Source organism: Ruegeria sp. CDSA077, from assembly GCF_059612265.1.
The window spans coordinates 100,626-120,315 of sequence record NZ_JBXWQG010000002.1 but is presented as its reverse complement, the minus strand read 5'-3'; the positions used below and the strand labels follow the sequence as shown (position 1 = coordinate 120,315).

The 19,690-nt window shown below is 56.2% G+C and carries 18 protein-coding genes; 14 read left to right on the top strand and 4 right to left on the bottom strand.

Translation table 11 applies throughout. The features are described 5' to 3' along the window. The first annotated feature begins 25 nt into the window (after nucleotides 1-25). Genes AC2FLE_RS07760 through AC2FLE_RS07730 form a run of 7 tightly spaced genes read left to right on the top strand, consistent with a single transcriptional unit; the run spans nucleotide 26 to nucleotide 7,333 of the window. The gene (locus AC2FLE_RS07760; protein ID WP_496696261.1) at nucleotides 26-1,510 is read left to right on the top strand and encodes a pilus assembly protein TadG-related protein; all 1,485 of its coding nucleotides are present in this window, start codon (nucleotides 26-28) and stop codon (nucleotides 1,508-1,510) included. Next, on the top strand, nucleotides 1,507-1,998 hold the full coding sequence (locus AC2FLE_RS07755; RefSeq protein ID WP_271948250.1) for a TadE/TadG family type IV pilus assembly protein: 492 nt from the start codon (nucleotides 1,507-1,509) through the stop codon (nucleotides 1,996-1,998). Before AC2FLE_RS07760 ends, AC2FLE_RS07755 begins: the two co-directional genes overlap by 4 nt. Continuing rightward, on the top strand, nucleotides 1,995-2,633 hold the full coding sequence (locus AC2FLE_RS07750; RefSeq protein ID WP_496696259.1) for a TadE/TadG family type IV pilus assembly protein: 639 nt from the start codon (nucleotides 1,995-1,997) through the stop codon (nucleotides 2,631-2,633). The genes AC2FLE_RS07755 and AC2FLE_RS07750 overlap by 4 nt, the downstream gene beginning before the upstream one ends. An 11-nt stretch (nucleotides 2,634-2,644) precedes the next feature. Next, entirely contained in the window at nucleotides 2,645-3,850 is a 1,206-nt protein-coding gene (locus tag AC2FLE_RS07745) for a CpaE/TadZ family protein (RefSeq protein WP_496691718.1), read from the top strand. Between the two features lie 48 nt (nucleotides 3,851-3,898). After that, entirely contained in the window at nucleotides 3,899-5,296 is a 1,398-nt protein-coding gene (locus AC2FLE_RS07740) for a TadA family conjugal transfer-associated ATPase (RefSeq protein ID WP_496691717.1), read from the top strand. 11 nt (nucleotides 5,297-5,307) lie between these two features. Further along, on the top strand, nucleotides 5,308-6,336 hold the full coding sequence (locus tag AC2FLE_RS07735) for a type II secretion system F family protein (protein ID WP_496696257.1): 1,029 nt from the start codon (nucleotides 5,308-5,310) through the stop codon (nucleotides 6,334-6,336). Between the two features lie 13 nt (nucleotides 6,337-6,349). Continuing rightward, entirely contained in the window at nucleotides 6,350-7,333 is a 984-nt protein-coding gene (locus AC2FLE_RS07730; protein WP_142635745.1) for a type II secretion system F family protein, read from the top strand. 13 nt (nucleotides 7,334-7,346) lie between these two features. On the opposite strand, the gene AC2FLE_RS07725 is transcribed toward AC2FLE_RS07730, so the two are convergent. Continuing rightward, on the bottom strand, nucleotides 7,347-7,838 hold the full coding sequence (locus AC2FLE_RS07725) for an A24 family peptidase (protein ID WP_496696255.1): 492 nt from the start codon (nucleotides 7,836-7,838) through the stop codon (nucleotides 7,347-7,349). Continuing rightward, entirely contained in the window at nucleotides 7,838-8,683 is an 846-nt protein-coding gene (locus AC2FLE_RS07720) for a helix-turn-helix transcriptional regulator (RefSeq protein ID WP_496696253.1), read from the bottom strand. Before AC2FLE_RS07720 ends, AC2FLE_RS07725 begins: the two co-directional genes overlap by 1 nt. Nucleotides 8,684-9,442: 759 nt before the next feature. Between AC2FLE_RS07720 and AC2FLE_RS07715 the strand changes: the two genes are divergently transcribed. From AC2FLE_RS07715 to AC2FLE_RS07695, 5 genes are all read left to right on the top strand, one after another. Beyond that, nucleotides 9,443-10,789 carry a substrate-binding protein gene (locus AC2FLE_RS07715; protein WP_142635750.1) on the top strand — a complete coding sequence of 449 codons (1,347 nt, stop codon included), beginning with the start codon at nucleotides 9,443-9,445 and terminating at the stop codon, nucleotides 10,787-10,789. A 96-nt stretch (nucleotides 10,790-10,885) separates the two neighbouring features. Next, a complete protein-coding gene (locus tag AC2FLE_RS07710) occupies nucleotides 10,886-11,917 on the top strand; it encodes a branched-chain amino acid ABC transporter permease (protein WP_142635752.1) in 1,032 nt (343 codons plus the stop codon). Between the two features lie 3 nt (nucleotides 11,918-11,920). Further along, nucleotides 11,921-13,126: a branched-chain amino acid ABC transporter permease gene (locus tag AC2FLE_RS07705; RefSeq protein WP_496696250.1), complete on the top strand. Its 1,206-nt coding sequence runs from the start codon at nucleotides 11,921-11,923 to the stop codon at nucleotides 13,124-13,126. Nucleotides 13,127-13,135: 9 nt separating this feature from the next. After that, the gene (locus AC2FLE_RS07700) at nucleotides 13,136-13,891 is read left to right on the top strand and encodes an ABC transporter ATP-binding protein (RefSeq protein WP_142635756.1); all 756 of its coding nucleotides are present in this window, start codon (nucleotides 13,136-13,138) and stop codon (nucleotides 13,889-13,891) included. A 9-nt stretch (nucleotides 13,892-13,900) separates the two neighbouring features. Then, entirely contained in the window at nucleotides 13,901-14,656 is a 756-nt protein-coding gene (locus AC2FLE_RS07695; RefSeq protein WP_142635758.1) for an ABC transporter ATP-binding protein, read from the top strand. Between the two features lie 324 nt (nucleotides 14,657-14,980). Here the strand turns inward: AC2FLE_RS07695 and gph are convergent, their stop codons facing one another. After that, nucleotides 14,981-15,646 (bottom strand): phosphoglycolate phosphatase, encoded by a 666-nt coding sequence (gph, locus tag AC2FLE_RS07690; protein ID WP_496696248.1) that lies wholly within the window; start codon nucleotides 15,644-15,646, stop codon nucleotides 14,981-14,983. A gap of 220 nt (nucleotides 15,647-15,866) precedes the next feature. On the opposite strand from gph, the gene hemP reads away from it, so the two are divergent. Both hemP and AC2FLE_RS07680 read left to right on the top strand, forming a co-directional pair. After that, the gene (hemP, locus tag AC2FLE_RS07685; protein ID WP_142635762.1) at nucleotides 15,867-16,034 is read left to right on the top strand and encodes a hemin uptake protein HemP; all 168 of its coding nucleotides are present in this window, start codon (nucleotides 15,867-15,869) and stop codon (nucleotides 16,032-16,034) included. Then, on the top strand, nucleotides 16,031-16,507 hold the full coding sequence (locus tag AC2FLE_RS07680; RefSeq protein ID WP_496696245.1) for a hypothetical protein: 477 nt from the start codon (nucleotides 16,031-16,033) through the stop codon (nucleotides 16,505-16,507). The genes hemP and AC2FLE_RS07680 overlap by 4 nt, the downstream gene beginning before the upstream one ends. A 52-nt stretch (nucleotides 16,508-16,559) precedes the next feature. On the opposite strand, the gene AC2FLE_RS07675 is transcribed toward AC2FLE_RS07680, so the two are convergent. Continuing rightward, on the bottom strand, nucleotides 16,560-19,625 hold the full coding sequence (locus tag AC2FLE_RS07675) for an aminotransferase class III-fold pyridoxal phosphate-dependent enzyme (protein WP_496696243.1): 3,066 nt from the start codon (nucleotides 19,623-19,625) through the stop codon (nucleotides 16,560-16,562). Between the last annotated feature and the right edge of the window lie 65 nt (nucleotides 19,626-19,690).

Here is a 19,690-nt window from a genome sequence, read left to right as displayed (position 1 = left end):
GGTTGGTCTTTCGAGGGAGGTTGATATGACTTCGCTACGCAAAATCAGGGACAAAGAAGACGGCACAATTCTGGTTTTTGTCGGCATGTTCATGGTCGTCATGATCGGAATGGCTGCACTGACTTTTGATCTGGGGCGTATCGCCTCTACCCAAACTGACATGCAAGCCTATACCGACCACGTGGCGCTTGCCGCCGCAGGAGAGCTGGATGGCAATGCTGACGCCATCACCCGTGCAACAGCTGCGGCATCCGGCATGATCGACGACGAACAGTTTTTCGCGGATGGCAGCCAAAGCCTTGGAACTTCTGCGGATTTTTCGCTTCGCTTTCTGACCGGATTGCCTACTCCGGTGGCAGACCCAGACGATAACGACTCGGTTACGCCCTTTGTGACGACAGACCCGGCGCGTGCCGTCTTGGTCGAGGTGACCGCGACACCACGGACTGTTTTCCTGCCTTTTGGCCGATCGCTGGCCAGCTTGCTGGGTGTCGCCGGCCCGTCCGGAGAGGTGAATTCAGTCTCGATCGCTGGGTATTCAGCATATGCCTGTGACGTAACGCCGTTGATGTTCTGCATCCCGTCGGGCTGGACCTCCAGCGCCAATATCGGCGCTTCCATCAAATTGCGTACTGGCGGCAACAACTCGGCCTGGGGGCCGGGGAATTTCGGATTTCTGGATCCAACGGATATCGGGATCAATCCAAACGGGCCATGCGCCGGTCTAACCGGCTCAAAGCTGTATATCTGCCTCATTGCTGCGAATGGGAACCTGACTAAATGCGTGTCTCAGCGCGGTGTCGACACCGAACCCGGTCAGCGTAACGGGATTGGCAGCGCGATCTACAATTCGCGGTTCGATATGTTCCAGGCGACCATGAACCAACTGAAGAACGATCCAGACTATGCGCCGGGTCCAAATGTGATTTCAGGCTGGGACCATTCTGGCGGGGGCTGTGTGAAAAACAACCCGGACCTGTCGACCAATACTATTCCAATGCCGCCGGATGATTGCTTTGACCCGGTGAGTGGTCTTTGCAATGGCAGCCGTTTTGGCAATGGCAACTGGACGTCAGGGCAAGCGGCTTACAATCTTATGAATTATGGAGTTGGACCGGACGGTACGCTGACACCGCATGCGCAGGGCGCACCGACAGGAAACACCCGGTATCAGGTATATCTGGATGAGGTCAGCCGGGCCGGGTCGGGCGATATCGTCACCGGACGGGACGAGACCGGCCGCGCCCAATGTTCAGGCCAACCCAGCACCGATCCCGAGCGGCGTACGTTCATCGCCGCAGCGATTGACTGCACCGCGAATCCGGTTTCCGGGCGGGCCACCGATGTGCCGGTGAAGGAATTCGTAAAAGTCTTTCTGTTTCAGCCACTTGAAGAATCCACAGGCTCGGATTTCGACATCTTCGTCGAGGTTGTCAAACAGGTTGGCGGCGGAGTTGGTGGCAGTGCCGTTGATGGCATTTTCCGCGATGTCGTGAGGCTGTACCGATGAAGCCGCTGGGTCGCTTCCTCTCACGCTTTCAGCGCTGCGAGTCTGGCGCGCCGATGGTCGAGTTCGCCATGGTTCTGCCGGTTATCTTGCTGTTCTTTGTTGTGATCATCGAGGGCAGCCGGATCACCTGGATACATCAGGCGACATCTGCCGGCGTACGGGATGCGTCACGCATGATCGCTCGCATCGCACCGCTGGATTTATGCAGCGCGGGCGGCGTCGCAAGCTATGATGCAATGGCCACAGATATTGTCGCCAACCGACTGGGCGGTGGGGCGCATTTGCCGGTCGGAACAACGCTGGTGGATGTAACCCCGACCTGCATATCGCGGTCTGGCAGCTATCGTATTGACCCGACCTCAGTGGTCGAAGTGACCGCGAAAATCCAGATTGATTTTATCCTGGGCAATGTTCTGGGCCTGTTCGGCGGGGCAGTTAGCACGCTTGACACGGTGATTTCGGATCAGAGCCGGGTGTTCGGCGTATGACCCGGTTGTCGCATATCCTGCGGACCTTCCGGCGTCAGGAGCGTGGCGCTGCCCTGGTCGAATTGGGGATGGTCATTCCACTGTTCCTGTTGCTGATGTTCGGCATTGTGGATTATGGCCGGTTGTTCTGGTCGACTACCATGGCGCAGAAGGCGATGCAAAAAGCATCCAGGCTGGCAACTCTTGGGCCTCCGCTTTGCGGTGCGTTGCCGACCGAGCACACGCTGGCAAGCGGCGCTCCTACAAGTACGAAATTTGGGGTGCTCTGCCGCAGTGGCAATGTCTGTGCCGTGCCTGCCCTGCCTGCGCCTTGCCCTTTGAATACCGCGACGGATTACGGCGCACGTGTCTGGAATGATATCCGCATGTTGCTGCCACCGGGAACGACTGCCGCCAACGTACAGATCGGATATTCGCATGACGCGCGCCTTGGATTTTTAGGGGGGCCATATACGCCGGTCGTTACCGCCGAACTTGTTAACGTAAACTTTAACTTCATGATGCCAATCGCCGGTCTTGCCGCTCTTGCGTCGAACGGCACAACACCTGCGTCAAATACCCCCAACAGTATTTCTCTTCCCGCGATGAGCACATCGGTTCCCGCCGAAGATCTGGCGGCCGGGGCGAGTGAGTAAGGAGAAACATAATGAGTGCCAAGCAGATTTCAGTATTGTTGATTTCACCGGACGAGCAGATTTACTCGGCCATCGAAGGCTCGTTGCGGGGGCAGGCGAACTGCCGGTTCACCGGTCGTCAGGACACCGTTGCGGGGGTAAACGGCTCTGCGATCTCGCTGACTGCAGAGCATGATGTTGTTCTGTTCGATGTGGATGAGAATTCCGGGGACCTACTGCAAACCGCACGGAAAATCTGTGATGCTCGTATGCCAAATGCGATCATCATTGCGTTGGCCCACGAGGATCTGCCCTTGGAAAAGGCGCGCCAGCTGAAAAAGCTTGGTGTCGACGACGTTCTTCCGAGAAAGTGGATCGACGAGGAAATTGTGCCGCAGGTGGACGCAATCCGGGCCCGCCGTCAGGCGCAGTTGCCGGCCGTGTGGGGCGGTCAAGCAACCCTGGGCAAAGTGATCGCCGTGGCCAAATCCCGTGGTGGGGTTGGATCGTCTATCGTCGCTGCCAATCTGGCCAACGAGCTACAGGCCAAGGAAGGGTTCTTCAAGAAGAAAGCCGCCAACGAAGTCGCGGTTGTCGATTTGGATTTTCAGTTCGGATCTATTGCCGCCCTGATGGATGTTGAGGAAAGTGACGCCATGTGGCGGATGGCGATGGATGAGAGCATTCCCGATGGCGCCTTTCTGGAACAGGCCATGACCAAATCCCCCTGTGGGGTTGATGTTCTGGCTGCACCGTCGCGCTTTGGTCCTCTCAGTGCCATTAATGAAGAACAGATCTCGGCCATTTTGGACAGCCTTAAGCGCAGCCATGATTATGTGATTATTGATCTGCCGCGAGCTCTGGTCGAGTGGATCACGCCGGTTTTGTCCCAAGCCGACCGGCTGCTTTTGGTGACGGATGTCGCGGTGCCTTCGATCCGGTCAGCACGGAAATTGATGGATTTCTATCACGCCGAAAACCCGGCCTTGGAAATTCAGCTGGTTGCGAGCCTGGAAAAGAAACCCCTGATCCCGGCCGCGCATCACCGCGCAGCGGCAAAGTTGTTGGAACAGGATTTCGCCCACTGGGTTCCCAAGGATGAGCGAACCGTTCGTGAATGCGTGGACCGGGGCGTACCTCTGCAAGAGGTCTCAAATCGGGCGCCTCTGACACGGGCCATCCGCCGCATCGCGCAGGAAACCACAGTTTCTCTGCCGCCACGCGTGGGCAAACAGTAAATCGAAGTCCGAAGAAGTGAAGATCAGTTAAGTAAAAGGTAAAGCAGAATGTTTCGTGAATTTGACAGAACGGGTCGCACAACATCCCAATCCCCAAAAGTTGTGCCGTTGGACACGAAACAGCCGAACGGAAATGTTGCTGATATCGAGGTCAAGAACGCCGAACGCCGTGCCATGGAGCGCGAGCGCGAGATGGACCGTATTGACCTCAAGGCCCGGATGCACAACTCGCTGCTTGATAAGCTGAATCTGGCTGTGATCGACAAGGTCGAAGAAGACACATTGCGGGGCGAAATCGGCAAACACGCAACTGATCTGTTGCGGTCCGAGGGCCGGGCCATGCGGTCCGAGGAAATCAAGCTTTTGGTCGAAGAACTGATGCACGAGGTGCTTGGGCTTGGGCCACTGGAGCCTTTGCTGGCCGACCCTTCGATCAACGATATTCTGGTGAACGGTCACAAGCAGATTTTCGTCGAACGTTCGGGTATTCTGGAAAAAACCTCGGCGCGTTTTCGGGATGAACGTCATTTGCTGCGGATCATCGACAAGATTGTCAGCCGTGTTGGCCGTCGTATCGATGAACGCCAGCCCTGGGTGGATGCGCGGCTTGAGGATGGCAGCCGTGTAAACGCGATCATTCGGCCCTGCGCGCTGGACGGGCCGGCCTTGTCGATCCGTAAATTCGCGCGCGTACCGCTGACGATGGAGCGGTTGGTTAAGAACGATGCATTGAATGACAGTGCCGCGGCGTTGTTGCGCGGTTTGGTCGAGGCAAAGATGAATGTCTTGATTTCCGGAGGAACCGGATCAGGTAAAACGACGATGCTGAATGCCTTGTCTTCCTATATCGGCGGCAACGAACGGGTCGTGACCATCGAAGACGCTGCTGAACTGCAACTGCAGCAGGAACATGTTCTCCGCATGGAGACCCGCCCAGCGGGTTTGGACGGGACCGGCGCTGTGGCCCAGCGTGATCTTGTCCGCAATGCGCTGCGGATGCGCCCTGACCGTATTGTGGTCGGCGAGGTGCGCGGATCAGAGGCCTTCGACATGCTGCAGGCGATGAATACCGGCCATGACGGTTCGATGACGACCGTTCATGCCAACAGTCCACGCGATGCGCTGTCTCGGGTCGAACAGATGGTACAGATGGGCGGGATGGAGCTGCCGCATTCGGCGATCCGGGCCACCATCGCTTCGGCCATCCACTTTGTGCTTCAGTTGAACCGACTGTCAGACGGGACGCGCCGGGTTACTTCGATCTCGGAAGTGACTGGAATGGAAGGCGATATCATCACCATGCAGGACATCTTTGTCTTCAAGCGCGAAGGCAAGGATGAAAACGGCAAGGTTCTGGGCCGGTTCATGCCCACGGGAATTCGACCAAAATCCAGTGATGCACTGGCGGCTGCCGGGGTCGACCTGTCCACCGTCAAGTTCAACTAAGGAGGTCTGGGATGTTCGAGAAAATCAGGTCATATCTGGCCAATTTGAACATCAACAACCTGATCGGCCCGGAAATGGAAGTTGCCGGGTTCGATGTCAGGTTTGTTCTGGCGCTTGCGGTTTTCCTGGGTGCGCTGATTGCTTTTGAAGGGCTGCGTCAGTTTATGCGGCGTGGCGAAAACCGCGAAGAGGCGATCAACCGCCGAATTCAGATGCTGTCCGAGGGGAAGTCGGGTGAGGATGTCCTCAGCCTGTTGAAACCGCAGGAAGCCAAGCCACTGTTGCGGAGTTTCCCGCTAGTGGGGGATTTGCCTCTGGCGTTGAAGGTTTCAGGCCTGAACATGGTTCCCGAAATGTTTCTGGCCGGTTGTGGCGCAGCCTTTCTGATCTCGGCCATTGGTGGGTCTATGGTGGCTGATCCGTTGAAAGTGGTCCCCACCTGCGCCCTTGTTTTCCTGATCGCGCCACTGGTTGCGTTGGGGGTGACGTTGCGCAAGCGCAAGGCGGCGTTGATCAAGCAGTTGCCCGATGCGCTGGACCTGATGTCCCGTGGATTGAAGGTGGGGCACCCACTGAACACAACCTTACAAAGTGTCGCCGAAGAAATGCCTGACCCGATTGGAACCGAGTTTGGGCTGGTCGTTGATCAGGTCTCTTATGGCGAAGAACTGACAACTGCGATCAAAAGCATGGCTGACCGCATCGATGAAGAAGATATCCAATATCTAGCTGTTGCACTGATGATGCAGCACGGCACAGGTGGCGACCTGGCCGGCATCCTGCGCACGCTGGCTCGCGTGATCCGAGCGCGCATGTCATTGCGTCGCAAGGTCAAGGCCATCTCGGCCGAAGGCCGCATGACAGCATATATCCTGTCATCCATTCCCGTTGGCATTGCCGTGTTCATGACCATCATGACGCCGACATATTATGGCGAAGTCGCGGACTCTCCGGCCTTTGTGCCAGTCATGAGCGTTATCGCCGTGACCATCGTCCTGAACGCGATTGTGATGTTCAAGCTTGTGAATTTCCGGATTTGAAGAGGCGTATTCGATGGAGTATTTGAGTTCGATTTTTGATAGCGAATTATCAACGCAGATCCTGGTTCTGGGTTGTGTGCTGATAGGTGCGGTCGTAGCGTTTCTTGGTATCTCGTCCTCGCTTAGCGAACGGTCCACAGCCGCAGAGCGCATGGTGTCAAGCCGACCACGTCAGGCTTTGTCACGGGCAGTTCCTGAAAAAGTCGAGGGCGAAGCGCCGACAGGTTTGAGTGCGGCCCTGATACCCAGCGATGCCAGTGTACGTTTCGAAGTTGGGCAAGTGTTGGCGCGTTCCGGATTTCGCAGCAAAAACGCAATCGTGAATTTCTATCTTATCCGTTTGGGGCTGGCGACGTTCCTGCCGCTGGCCTTCCTCTTCCTGATGTCCTGGCAACCGGCAAACAACTTGGGTGCGCGGATCGCGGAATATACGTCGAGCCTGAACGCGTTCGAGATTATCCGGAATGTCGGCGTATTGTGCGGAATCGGGTATCTGATACCGCAGTTATGGATGGGCGCCCGGATCAAAGAGCGCAAGCGCCTGATGGAAAATGCGTTTCCGAACATGCTGGATCTGCTTCAGATCGGTATCGAGGCTGGCCTCGGTTTTGATCAGGCCTTGCTGAAAGTGGCGGTCGAAATGCAGCTAGTCGCGCCGGAAATGTCCGAAGAGATGCTGATTGCGCTTTCCGAGATTCAGGCAGGGCGTGACCGAGATACCGCGCTGATGCGTATGGCGCGTCGAACAGGTATCGAGGAAATGAGCTCATTCGTAAGCGTTGTGCTGCAATCGACCCGGTTTGGCGTTCCCCTGGCTGCGGCTTTGAACACTTATGCCGAAGAAATGCGTGAACTGCGCGAGGTGCGGGCACAGGAAAAGGCCAACAAGTTGCCTGTCCAAATGTCGGCGGTTATGGCCAGTTTTATGCTGCCTGCAATCGCCGGGCTGATCCTGGCCCCGATCGTGATCCGTTATATGGATGCGTTTGGCCCCTAAGACGCTGACATGGTCAGAACCAAAGCGCAGTAGCCGACCAGATTGCAAGGATCACCCCGGATGATCCGATAGCGATTCCAAGAGGAAATTCGCGCGACTGGGCGGTCGACTTGATATGCGGGGAAGTTTGTCGGGCGAAGCGTCGAAACAGCGACATTCCGATCAGCCCCGCTGCCATGCAGCCTGCCAGTATTAGCAGATAGGTCGATACGACCGGGACCGGAATTGCGGCAAATACGATTGGCAATATCTTGGCGTCGCCGCCGCCCAGCCAACCCGCAGCAAACAGACCGAAACAAATCGCAAAACACGCTGCGGCCACAAGAAGGCGCAGCAACAGTTGGTTCCAATCCGGAAACGGCGCGCTCACAAGCACGACTGCACCGCCCAGAAGGCAGTACAGGTTAGGGATGCGCATTTGGGTGAAATCCGTCCAGGCGATCATTACGAACAGCGGTGTGAATACCCACAATGTCAGCCAGGACTGCCAGTCCAGTTCAGGCATCAGGCACGTGCCTGGCCAGGTTTCCCAAAAAGGGCCTCGCGCTCTTCTACCGATACCAAGCGCCGGGCCAGCATGTGGAAGGTGTCCAGCGCCGTTTTTGAATAGATATGCTTGAGATGCGTGCGAACTGTCGCTGGTCCGATCTCAAGTTCGGCACCAATGGACTGAGGCGACAGCCCGCGTGAAACAAGAACGCAAACACGCCATTCGGCACGGGTCAGGCCCGTTGGGTTCTCGGTGCTGAGAATAGGTGCTTCACTGTATGATTTTCTGAGTGCGGTGACTGATTGCCGAGACAATGATTCAGTGATCAGTCCGGCTCGGCGGGCCTGATAGGTCTCGGATAGTTGCGGAGCCACCTGTTCAATGGCTTCGCGGCAACCGGGTTCGGAACTCTGCCCGAAATGAAGTTCCAGAAAGTCGATTTCGCCGCCGTTATGGTCCAGGCATACGAACAGAATGTCATCCAGCTTGCGGTGCGACATCCAATCCAACAAAACTGCGGAGATATCACTGGGATCTGCCCCGTCATCTCGCAGACTAAACACCGAGGCGCGTTTTGGTTTGTTCCGAAACGGGCCGAGGGCGTCGTTGGCGAAAGAATGAAACAACGGTCTTTGGAATTTTGGATCCCGTGTGTCAGCCCGTGCGGCAACACGATGGGCCCCCTTGTTCAGCCACACACGGCTGATGACAGCACAATCGGCGCCAAATGCTTTGACGATACCTTCAAGCGCGGCATCAAGAACGACGCCTGCCTGGCTCCAATGAATGAAATTAATGATGGCTCTGGCATGAAGCGCGTTTGGCAACCACGCAGCGCTCTGAGCATTCCCCCGGACCATAGATAACAACCTGTACTCGAACAAACATAAACGCGCATTTGCAATATAAGAGTGCGCAACCTCCTACCGATTCTTTACATTCCTATAGTTCTATATAATCGTCTAAAACTCATCTAAAAAATCATTAACCTAATTATGTACGATCAATTCGTCGCGTTTCAGTAAACAAACTGCACAAAATCCGCGGACTATTTCTTTGACCTATTCGCGGAATACGGGGCGAAGCGTAGTGGTTTATGCCTTTTTTGTAAGGTTATTGCGCTTGTTTGGTCGTCGGTTGGTCGGGCGGTTGCCTGTATTCACCGATGCAGCCGTGGAGGGATTAACCGTTTTTCAATTTGTCACAATTCTTGATTTGCACGATGCTTCGGGTTTGAGAACCCAGGTTCAAACGGCTTGATCTCCAGGGGAAGTCAGCTCGTCCCGGTGACCATCTGAGCTGTATCATACGGCCCGGGCTCTCCTTTAGATTTAGCAACAACTTCTTGCTTGTCGAGCAGAGCGGCACTGCCTGCATGGCGATCACCGGCATGTTTTCAAATAATACCTTTTAATTTCAATTCTTAAGAAGCATAAAATGTTTGAAAATTTACAAAAATCCGCACCTAGGTGTTCATTTGTTTACATAACATAGCTGCTTTTTGAATAGGTTATTGAGAAATTTTCAGAACCCCCGCCATACTCGCGGTGCGTAAACCTGCGCAATCGTTTGCTGGAAGAGGAGCCAACAGACGTAAAACAGGGAACTGGGAGGAATGAATGACTAATAAATCTGTCACACGCCGCGGCGTGCTGAAGTCTGGTGCTGTTGCCGGTACCGGTCTGGCCCTACCTACGATTTTTACCGCATCGTCGGCTGCTGCATATACTAACGAACCTTCTGGGTCGTCTGTCACATTGGGTTTCAATGTTCCGCAGACCGGGCCTTATGCAGAAGAGGGTAATGATGAACTGCTGGCACAGCAGCTTGCAGTCGAGCATCTGAACGGTGAGGGCGATGGCGGTTGCCTGAACACCTTTACGTCCAAGGCCCTGAAAGGGAACGGGATTCTTGGTAAAAAGGTCGGGTTCGTAACCGGCGACACCCAGACCAAATCGGACGCCGCACGCGCATCGGCCAAGTCGATGATCGAAAAAGACGGTGCGATCATGATCAACGGCGGCTCGTCCTCGGGCGTGGCTGTCGCAGTTCAGGGTCTGTGTCAGGAAGCGGGCGTGATCTTCATGGCTGGCCTGACCCATGCCAACGACACGACCGGTAAGGACAAGAAGGCGAACGGTTTCCGCCATTTCTTCAATGCTTACATGTCGGGCGCTGCTCTGGCGCCGGTTCTTGCCGCCGAAATGGGCAGTGAACGCCGGGCCTATCATCTGACCGCTGACTACAACTGGGGCTGGACTCAGGAAGAGTCGATTGTGGCCTCGACCGAAGCCCTGGGATGGGAAACGGTCAACACGGTCAAAACACCGCTCGCGTCGACGGACTTCTCGTCCTATATCGCGCCGGTTCTGAACTCGGGCGCGGATGTGCTGGTTCTGAACCACTATGGCGGTAACATGGTGAACTCGCTGACCAATGCGATTCAGTTCGGTCTACTCGACAAGGTGGCCAACGGCAAAGACTTTAAGATTGTCGTGCCGCTGTATTCCGAATTGATGGCTGCTGGTGCTGGCGAGAACATCAAGGGCGTGCTGGGTTCGATGAACTGGAACTGGCAGCTGCAAGACGAAGGCACCAAGGCCTTTGTGAAATCCTTTGGTGAGAAATACGGCAAGCCGCCGTCCAATTCGGCTCAGACCTGCTATGCGCAGGTTCTGCTCTATGCGGATGCGTGTGAACGGGCGGGTACCTTCAACCCCTGTGGTGTCGCCGAAGCGCTGGAAGACTTTGAGTTCGACGGTCTGGGCAACGGACCGACATGGTATCGTGGCGCGGATCATCAGTGCTTCAAGGATGTGCTGGTGGTGCGGGGCAACGAGAACCCGACCAACGCCTATGACACGCTGGAGATCGTCGAGATCACCCCACGCGCGCAGGTCGAATACGATCCCGAGCACCCGATGTTTGCCGGTGGCGAACTGGGTAAATGCAATCCGGGCGCGTAACACAAGCGCGAGAATTTTCGACGAAAATTCTCTGACCTAGAAAACGGGCTCTCCCACCTATGGGGGAGTCCACTGGACAGGCCAAAGGTGGGGACTATGGACGCCATTCTTCTGCAAATTCTGAACGGGTTGGACAAGGGGTCGGCTTATGCGCTGATCGCGCTTGGCCTGACGCTGATTTTCGGAACGCTTGGAGTTGTGAACTTTGCCCATGGGGCGCTGTTCATGATTGGTGCGTTCTGCGCGGTGTCTTTGCAAAAACTCTTTAACTTGAGCTACGTGACCCTTGATGAAAGTCAGAAAGATTTTCTGGGCAACCCGCTGAAGGTTGAAACCCCGTATATTGAGGCCTGGTTCGGCCCCGAGATTGGCGCGTCAATCATAGATTGGTCCGTTCCTCTGGCTGTCCTGTTCGCGATCCCGATCATGTTGTTTGTCGGCTACGTGATGGAGCGCGGGCTGATCAAACATTTTTACAAGCGCCCTCATGCGGATCAGATCCTTGTGACTTTTGGCCTGGCGATCGTGCTGCAGGAGATCATCAAATATTTCTTCGGTGCCAATCCGATCCAGACCCCGCCCCCCGATATGCTGAGTGGGTCTGTTGATCTTGGCATCATGGTTGGATTCGATCCCAACGCCATCATCTATCCGATCTGGCGGCTGGTCTATTTCGGGTTTGCCGTTGGCATTATCGGAGCTGTGTTCTCGTTCCTGCAATTCACAACCTTTGGCATGGTCGTGCGGGCTGGCATGGCAGATCGTGAAACGGTGGGCCTGCTGGGGATAAATATCGACAGGCGGTTTACCATCATGTTCGGGATTGCGGCCGCGGTCGCGGGTCTTGCCGGGGTGATGTACGGGCCGCTCAACCCCCCGAATTATCACATGGGCATGGACTTTCTGGTTCTCAGCTTTGTGGTTGTGGTTGTGGGGGGGATGGGCTCATTGCCGGGCGCGGTTCTGGCCGGGTTCCTGCTGGGCGTGCTCGAAAGCTTTGCGTCGACCACCTGGGCCACGACCACGATCCCCGGCATCAACCAGATCATCATCTACCTTGTCGCCATCATCGTGCTTTTGACCCGTCCACGCGGGTTGATGGGGCGCAAAGGCGTGATGGAGGAATAAGCCATGTTGGGACTGAACAAGAGAGATACCAGCCTGCTGATCATTGTCGCCATACTGACCCTGTTGGCGCCCTTTATCCTGAACCCGTTCCCCGAAGGCAGCGCCATGGCGCAGTTCAACGCGGGCTATCCCGATTTGATGCAGCGGTTCGTGATCTTTGGGATCTTTGCGATCGGCTTCAACATTCTGTTTGGATTGACCGGATACCTGTCCTTTGGCCATGCGGCCTTTCTTGGGGTGGGGTCGTATTCCGCTGTGTGGATGTTCAAACTGCTCAGCTATAACGTCATTCCGGCCATCGCACTCAGCGTTCTGGTTGCTGGATTGTTTTCGCTGCTGATCGGATTTGTCAGCCTGCGTCGGTCGGGCATCTATTTCTCGATCCTGACGCTGGCTTTTGCACAGATGAGCTTTGCGCTGGCCTATTCGGTGCTTTCGAACCCAAAATTCAACCTGACAAATGGTGAGACCGGCTTGCAGGTCTATGCGGACGATCCGCAGATCCTGCAATCGGCCAGCGCGCCGAACCTACCGCATCTGTTCGGCATTCCCATGCGCGCGACCTATACGTTGGATGTAGGTGCCTGGAGCTTTGACTTTAACGCGGGCTATTACCTGTGTGCGGTGATCATGATGGCGGTGTTCTATCTCTCTATCCGCATCTTCCGCTCGCCCTTTGGCATGATGCTGCGGGCGGTGAAATCCAACCAGCAGAGGATGAATTATACCGGTCTAAATTCGAAACCCTACACGCTGGCAGCCTTTGTGATTTCAGGCATGTATGCCGGTCTGGCGGGGGGGCTGATGGCCGCAATGGACCCGCTGGCCGGGGCCGAACGGATGCAGTGGACTGCCTCGGGCGAGGTGGTACTGATGACAATTCTGGGCGGTACAGGGACCCTGATCGGGCCGGTACTGGGAGCAGGCTTTATCAAGTATTTCGAAAACATCTTCTCGAAGATCAACGACAATGTTCTGCACAGCTGGTTCGCTTTCCTGCCCGATGGGCTTGAGGACGCGGTTGTGTTCCTGATCCATCCGTTCATCGGCAAGGGTTGGCATCTGACGCTGGGTATCCTGTTCATGCTGGTGGTGATCTATCTGCCGGGTGGGCTGGTTGAAGGTGGTCAGCGGCTGATGGGTTGGTTCAAGCGTAAGAAACCGGGCGCCGATGATGCCCCGAAGGGCAAAACCGAGCCAGCGGAATAAGGGGGCACCATGGCAATTCTACGAGTCAAAGACGTCAGCAAACGCTTCGGTGGCCTCAAGGCGCTGTCGGATGTGAACCTCAACGTCGAAGAAAACTCGGTCCACGCGATCATCGGCCCGAACGGTGCGGGCAAGTCAACCTTGCTGAACTGTTTGGTGGGAAAGCTGATGCCGGATACCGGTTCTGTTTTGTTCGACAACAATTCTGTTTTGGGGTTGGAACCCTATCAGATCAACCAGATGGGCATCAGCCGTGTGTTCCAGACGCCCGAGATTTTCGGGGATTTGACTGTGATGGAGAACATGTTGATCCCGATCTTTGCGATGCGGGACGGCGCGTTTCGGATGCACGCCTATGAAACCATCTCCAGTGAAAAGGCGATTGTCGAGCAGGCCGAGGCGATGCTGTTAGAGATGAACATGGCTGACAAACGCGAGATGCACGCGGCATCGCTGTCACGCGGGGACAAGCGACGACTTGAGATCGGCATGTGCCTCAGCCAGAACCCGCGCCTGCTTTTGCTGGACGAACCCACCGCCGGGATGGCCCGGGCAGATACCAACAACACGATCGACCTGCTCAAACAGATCAAGGACGAGCGTGACATTACCATCGCCATCATTGAACATGACATGCATGTGGTGTTCAGCCTGGCCGAGCGCATCACCGTTCTGGCGCAGGGAACACCTCTGGTCGAAGATACGCCAGAAAACATCCGCGGGCATCCCAAGGTTCGCGAAGCTTATCTGGGTGAGGCCGCGTAAGGAAAAGCAATGAACGAGAAACCTGACTTTTCGAAAAACGCCAATATGGCCAGCACCGCCCCTGCGTTTTTGTCCGTATGGGACATGCATTCATACTATGGCGAAAGCTATATCGTGCAGGGCGTCAGCTTTAACGTGCACGAAGGTGAAATTCTGGCCCTGCTGGGCCGGAATGGTGCTGGCAAGACCTCGACGCTCAGATCCATCGCGCGGGTCAGTGACCCCGAGGTGCGTCATGGTGAAATCTGGCTGGATCACAAGCCGCTGCACAAAATGACCAGCTATGAGGCCGCCGCTGCAGGCCTTGGCCTTGTGCCCGAGGATCGTCGTATCATCCCCGGTCTGACGGTCGAAGAGAACCTGCAACTCGCCCAGATCGCTCCACCTGTCGGCTGGTCGCTGGAACGGCTTTATGAGCTGTTCCCAAGGCTGGGTGAGCGCCGCAAGCAAGAAGGAATTACCCTGTCTGGCGGAGAGCAGCAGATGCTGTCGATTGCGCGGGCTTTGGCACGGGACATCAAGGTGTTGCTTCTGGATGAACCCTATGAGGGGCTTGCCCCGGTGATTGTGGATGAGATCGAAAAGACTCTGCTTCACGTCAAACAGCAGGGTATGACCACGATCATTGTCGAGCAGAACGCGGTGCGCGCCCTGGAATTGGCGGACCGTGCGATCATTTTGGATACGGGCAGCATCGTGTTTGATGGAGCCGCCAGCGAGGTGTTAGAGAATCCACAGCTGCGCGAGGAATATCTGGCAATCTGAACATGCGGATTCAGCAATTGTTCTGAACCGTCGGGCGGGGTGTTCATCCCCGCCCTTTTTCGTTGTTCAGCTTTCGATTGGCGGTGTCCAGGGTCCGGGTCACCAACGGAAAATGACAATATTCAACGAATTTTTAGAATTTACGGATAATTTATTATGTAATTTCAACACCCTGTCTAGGGCTACGGGAAACCCCCTATATCTTTGATTGGAGCGATTCGTTAACTTCAAATCATCCAAGGAGTTTCCAAGGACCTACCACTTTTCCCCCTTGAGGGGCTGGCTACTTACCCCCTCGGCCGGCCCCTCACTAGTTGGGGGACATCAACCCAATTCCCCCAAAAGCTCACTTACAAGCGCAGGCACTTCGTGCCAGTCGGCGAAGTTACGGGTATGATACAGTTCAGAAACCGGGTTTTTCCGATAACCTTCCGTGAATAGCAAAAAGGGCACCTGGGCCCGTTCAGCGGTTTCTGCATCGACCTCACTGTCACCCACGAACAGGCGCGGACCTATAGCGGCCACTGCGCTAAAACTTGCCTCAAGATGGGCTGGGTCTGGTTTGCGCGTGGCCAGGCTGTCACCACCCAGGGTGGCATCGAAATGATGGGTCAGGCCCATCGCCTTCAGAACATGGTCAGCCGGTGCTTTGGGTTTGTTTGTACAAACACCCAGAACACAACCCATCTGGCGCAGCTGTTTAAGCGCTTCGGCCACGCCAGGGTAAACGACGGTTTTGTCGCTGGAGGCTGCGTTGTAGTGGGTCAGCGTCAGTTCCGATAGCTCGGCATGGCGATCCATAGGCAGGTCGCAATGAAACATCATACGTTCTACCAATTTCGGGAGGCCATTGCCGACGAATTGTTTGATCGTGTCCTGGGACAGGGGCGGGACACCAGTGTCCCGCAGCATTGCATTCGCAGCGGCGGTGATGTCCGGAAGGCTGTCGACCAACGTTCCGTCCAAATCGAACATAATTGTAGCGCTCATTGAAATCCTTGCCTCTGAAGCTGCACTGCAAGTCCTAACTGGTGTGTTCAGGCAGTGCAATTCAACCCGGTTGCGAGAGTGGGATATTGAGGCTTGACATACCTGACTAAAATAATCAGATTATATTTCAAGCCGTCAGCAACCCCGGAATCGGGCCAGCCAGATACCCGAAAAGTAAACCGATAAGGCGCATTGCCCGAAACCCTCCGGAGTGATCCTGATGAATGTTCAGAACCCGAATCCCAGCCAGTCTTTTGCCGTATCAATGCTGCCTGCACATAAGGCTGAAGATCTGACCAAAGGGGGCAATCTGGCCCATATCGAGCTGGGCGATCAGCTGTACACCCTGCGCATCACGCGCGCGGGTAAACTGATCCTGACGAAATGAGCGCGCCTGCAGCCCGGGGTGGCGCGACCGTTGGTCGTCTGTCCGACCTAAGCCCTGTCGAGGCCGGTGCGGTCATGTACCTGCGCCTCTGGGGGGACGGAATGCAAACGCGTATGGATGCGGCGCAGGACTTTCAGATCGCCCTGGGCACGGATCAGGGCCGGGCAGCGATGTTGACGCTGGACCAGCTGTGCTCGCTTTGTGCCCATCACGGGCGACGCCCGCTGATCCGGCATGGGTTGGGCTGTGCCTGCCTTGGCGCGGATGAAAACTGTTTCGCCCAGATGATTGCGGCGGCATCAGAAGGCGCGCGCGAAGACGCTATGATGATGGCGTCCCTGATCGTCCGTCCCGATTTTGCCCCCGCATTGGCCGCTTTGTCTGAGGAATTAGGGCTGGCTTTGCGACGCATGACGGTCTCGATCCCGATGCCAACCTCAAGACATCAGAACCCCACTGCCACGCTGCACTAAGCAGCAGAGCAGGTGCAGAACCCCGGCGAATGCGCGCCGGGGTTCCGTGCCCTCAGCAGCAGCCGCACCCTGCGTGGTGATGGTCATGATCGCATGAGGGTGGCGGGCTGTAATCACCAACTTCTGCCAGCACATCCCGTAATGCCCACAGGATCATGTCCACATCTTCCGCTTCGATCGTCAGCGGCGGGCGAATTTTCAGGATGCTGTCCTTTGGGCCTTCGCTGCCAATAAGAATCCGGTGGTCGCGCATCCGGTTCTTGACATATTTGCAGATCTCACGGCCTTCAGAGCCATCGGGGTTGATCAGTTCGACTCCAACGAACAGGCCCATGCCGCGCACATCACCGACAGATCCGAAATCGGTCTCGATCTGACGCAGGCCTGTCATCAACCTTTCGCCCATCAGGCGGGCATTGTCCTGCAAGCCTTCATCATCGACGATATCCAGAACTTCTTTGCCGATGCGGCAGGACAGGGTCGATCCGCCAAAGGTCGAAAAGAACTCGATCCCGTTGTCAAAGCTGCGGGCGATCTCTTTGGTAGTAACCAGAACGCCCAATGGATGACCGTTGCCAATGGGTTTGCCCATGACCACGATATCCGGCAGCGCGCCTTGATGCTCAAAGCCGAAATAATATTTGCCCAGACGCCCCAGACCTGTCTGCACCTCGTCGGCGATGCAGACACCACCAGCGGCGCGGATTTTCTCATAAACCGCGGGCAGATAGCCTTTGGGTGGTATGATCTGCCCGCCAACTGAAGGGAAGGTCTCGGCAATGAAACCGGCAACGTCCTGACCTTTGTCCTGTAGGGCTGCAATCGCTGGGTCCACTAGATCTGCAAACTTCTGGGCGCGATCGGGGTCGTCGCGCCGGAAAGACCCTCGGTAGTCATCCGCGACCTCAACCAGTTCCACCCAATCCGCCTGACCAACTCCGCCCGGTTTGTTGAACTTATAGGCCGAAATTGCCACCGCGGCGTTGGTATTGCCGTGATACCCATGATCGGGCGTCACGATCCCTTTGGCGCCGGTATGGGCGCGGGCCAGCCGCAGGGCGAGCTCATTGGCTTCGGTGCCGGAATTCACAAAGAAGCAGACCTCGAGGTGATTGGGCAGCTTGGACAGAACCTTATCGGCAAAAGCCGTCTGGGCCGGATGCAGATACCGAGTGTTGGAATTCATCCGCTTGAGCTGATCTGCTGCGACAGCCTGAATGCGCGGGTGGGCGTGGCCCACATGGGGTACATTGTTATACGCATCCAGATAAGGGCGACCCCATTCGTCAAACAGGTGATGCTTCCAACCGCGTACCAGCATGACTGGATCGTCATAGGTCAGGGACAGGTTGCCTCCGAAGTGGTCCTGCCGTCCCTGCAGGATCGCCTGTTTATCGGTCGGCCGATAGAACACCTTGTCATCGGGAAGGTTCAGCAGAGCCGCCGGATTCGGGCAGACGGCGTGCCACAGTTCAAGCTCGTCAGGGTCGCCAACACCCGGCCAGTTGGCCTGCATCCCGTTGGTAGTCAGGGCCAGCTGGAAATGTACATGTGGGGCCCAGCCCCCGTTCTGTGTGACATCCCCAAGCCGTGCAAAAGCCGCACCCTGTGCGACAGGATCGCCCGGGTTCAGCCTGTCGCAGACCTCGGGATCCAAATGTCCGTAGAGTGTATAGAACGGATCGCCTTGGGGTGTTTCGTGATGCAGGATTACCACCCCGCCATAGTCAAGGTGACTGTCGCGGTTCTCGACCGCCTCGACCCGGCCACTGATCGGGGCATTCAGGACAGTGCCGGCAGGCGCGAACACATCCACCGCCAGATGCACGGTGCGTCGGTCCGAAGCTTTCCATGGCCCTTTGCGGAACCCCGGCTCTGCGTAAATCAGGCGGGGTTCATTGTAATATCCTAACCAAAGTTCGGTGCCATATTCCTCGCCAACACGTGCCGCTTCTGCCGTGGGCATGTGGAACGGATTCTGCGGCCACACCGAGTTTTCGACCGATAGCGAGCCCATGGGCACATCTTTTAGACCCTGTCCAAACATCTCGGCGAATTGACCGCGATGCGCGGACAGATAGGCATGGATGCGCTCGGCCCCATCGGTGACCGGCAGACTACAGGCGACGCGCAGGCGCGCTGGCATCAATCCGCCATTGACGCTGTGGTCCTCAAGAAACCGCCAGGCCGGCGCCTGACTGATGGTGACATAAGGATCATCCGGGTTTTCAAGGGCCATCAGGGTCGAGTTCACAACCGACACAGCCAGTCGCATCCGCAAGAGAGGCCAGATCAGATCGACTTCGTCCGCGCGCAGGGGGTTTGCCGCCTGATAGCCGCGCACCAGTGCCGCCAATGCGCGTTCGGGTTGCGGATGATCCAATACGATATAGGCCCCGGCAATCGCCAGATCGCAAACGCGTGGCGCGGCACACATATCGCCAAGGTCAATCAGGCCCGAGATCGCCGGGCGCTGACCCAACTCGGCTTCGACCAGGATGTTATAGTCATTGGCATCGTTATGGATCGCCTGACTGGGCAGATCCGTCAACTTGCCTGAAATCGCGTTGAATTCGCCACATATCTCGGCCAGCACGGCCCGCCGCTCGGGATCACTAACGGTGCCCAGATGCTGTTCGATCCATCCTGCCTGCGTCAGATCCCATTTGAAATCACCCCGGGCCAAACCCTCATGCGTGAACTGCTCTAATGCGCGGTCTGTAGCACCCAGAACGCGACCCAGCTTTAGGATCAACTCTTCGGGTTTGGGTGCCGATTTCGCATAGCATTGCCCAGGCAGGCATTCCAGCAACCAAACAAGGCGCGGTACCCCCTCGTGATCTTCGATCCTGGGAAGATAATCCCGCTGCAAATCGGGAAACACTGTAGGAAATGGCAGCCCCGGTGCTTCTGAGGCGATATGTTCCAAGGCTTTGACCTGGAGGTCCACAAGCTCTGCTTCGCATCCGGGGCGCATGACTTTCAGAACATAATCCTGTCCGTTGGTTGCCCGGACCAGAAAATTAAGATCGTATTCGCCGTCCAATCGGGTCAGCCGCGCGTCCAGCCCCCAGTTTTGCCGCAAAGCATTAGCCCAAAATGCGATGATGTCGTTCATTTGAAACCCTGTCCCAGTAAACCGGGGTCCTTTTCATCTGGCCAAAAATATCTTCGGGAGTGAAT

Coding starts and splice junctions, on each gene's coding strand:
- AC2FLE_RS07760 (WP_496696261.1), top strand. CDS start 26: ATGACTTCGCTACGCAAAATCAGGGACAAAGAAGACGGCACAATTCTG.
- AC2FLE_RS07755 (WP_271948250.1), top strand. CDS start 1,507: ATGAAGCCGCTGGGTCGCTTCCTCTCACGCTTTCAGCGCTGCGAGTCT.
- AC2FLE_RS07750 (WP_496696259.1), top strand. CDS start 1,995: ATGACCCGGTTGTCGCATATCCTGCGGACCTTCCGGCGTCAGGAGCGT.
- AC2FLE_RS07745 (WP_496691718.1), top strand. CDS start 2,645: ATGAGTGCCAAGCAGATTTCAGTATTGTTGATTTCACCGGACGAGCAG.
- AC2FLE_RS07740 (WP_496691717.1), top strand. CDS start 3,899: ATGTTTCGTGAATTTGACAGAACGGGTCGCACAACATCCCAATCCCCA.
- AC2FLE_RS07735 (WP_496696257.1), top strand. CDS start 5,308: ATGTTCGAGAAAATCAGGTCATATCTGGCCAATTTGAACATCAACAAC.
- AC2FLE_RS07730 (WP_142635745.1), top strand. CDS start 6,350: ATGGAGTATTTGAGTTCGATTTTTGATAGCGAATTATCAACGCAGATC.
- AC2FLE_RS07725 (WP_496696255.1), bottom strand. CDS start 7,838: ATGCCTGAACTGGACTGGCAGTCCTGGCTGACATTGTGGGTATTCACA.
- AC2FLE_RS07720 (WP_496696253.1), bottom strand. CDS start 8,683: ATGGTCCGGGGGAATGCTCAGAGCGCTGCGTGGTTGCCAAACGCGCTT.
- AC2FLE_RS07715 (WP_142635750.1), top strand. CDS start 9,443: ATGACTAATAAATCTGTCACACGCCGCGGCGTGCTGAAGTCTGGTGCT.
- AC2FLE_RS07710 (WP_142635752.1), top strand. CDS start 10,886: ATGGACGCCATTCTTCTGCAAATTCTGAACGGGTTGGACAAGGGGTCG.
- AC2FLE_RS07705 (WP_496696250.1), top strand. CDS start 11,921: ATGTTGGGACTGAACAAGAGAGATACCAGCCTGCTGATCATTGTCGCC.
- AC2FLE_RS07700 (WP_142635756.1), top strand. CDS start 13,136: ATGGCAATTCTACGAGTCAAAGACGTCAGCAAACGCTTCGGTGGCCTC.
- AC2FLE_RS07695 (WP_142635758.1), top strand. CDS start 13,901: ATGAACGAGAAACCTGACTTTTCGAAAAACGCCAATATGGCCAGCACC.
- gph (WP_496696248.1), bottom strand. CDS start 15,646: ATGAGCGCTACAATTATGTTCGATTTGGACGGAACGTTGGTCGACAGC.
- hemP (WP_142635762.1), top strand. CDS start 15,867: ATGAATGTTCAGAACCCGAATCCCAGCCAGTCTTTTGCCGTATCAATG.
- AC2FLE_RS07680 (WP_496696245.1), top strand. CDS start 16,031: ATGAGCGCGCCTGCAGCCCGGGGTGGCGCGACCGTTGGTCGTCTGTCC.
- AC2FLE_RS07675 (WP_496696243.1), bottom strand. CDS start 19,625: ATGAACGACATCATCGCATTTTGGGCTAATGCTTTGCGGCAAAACTGG.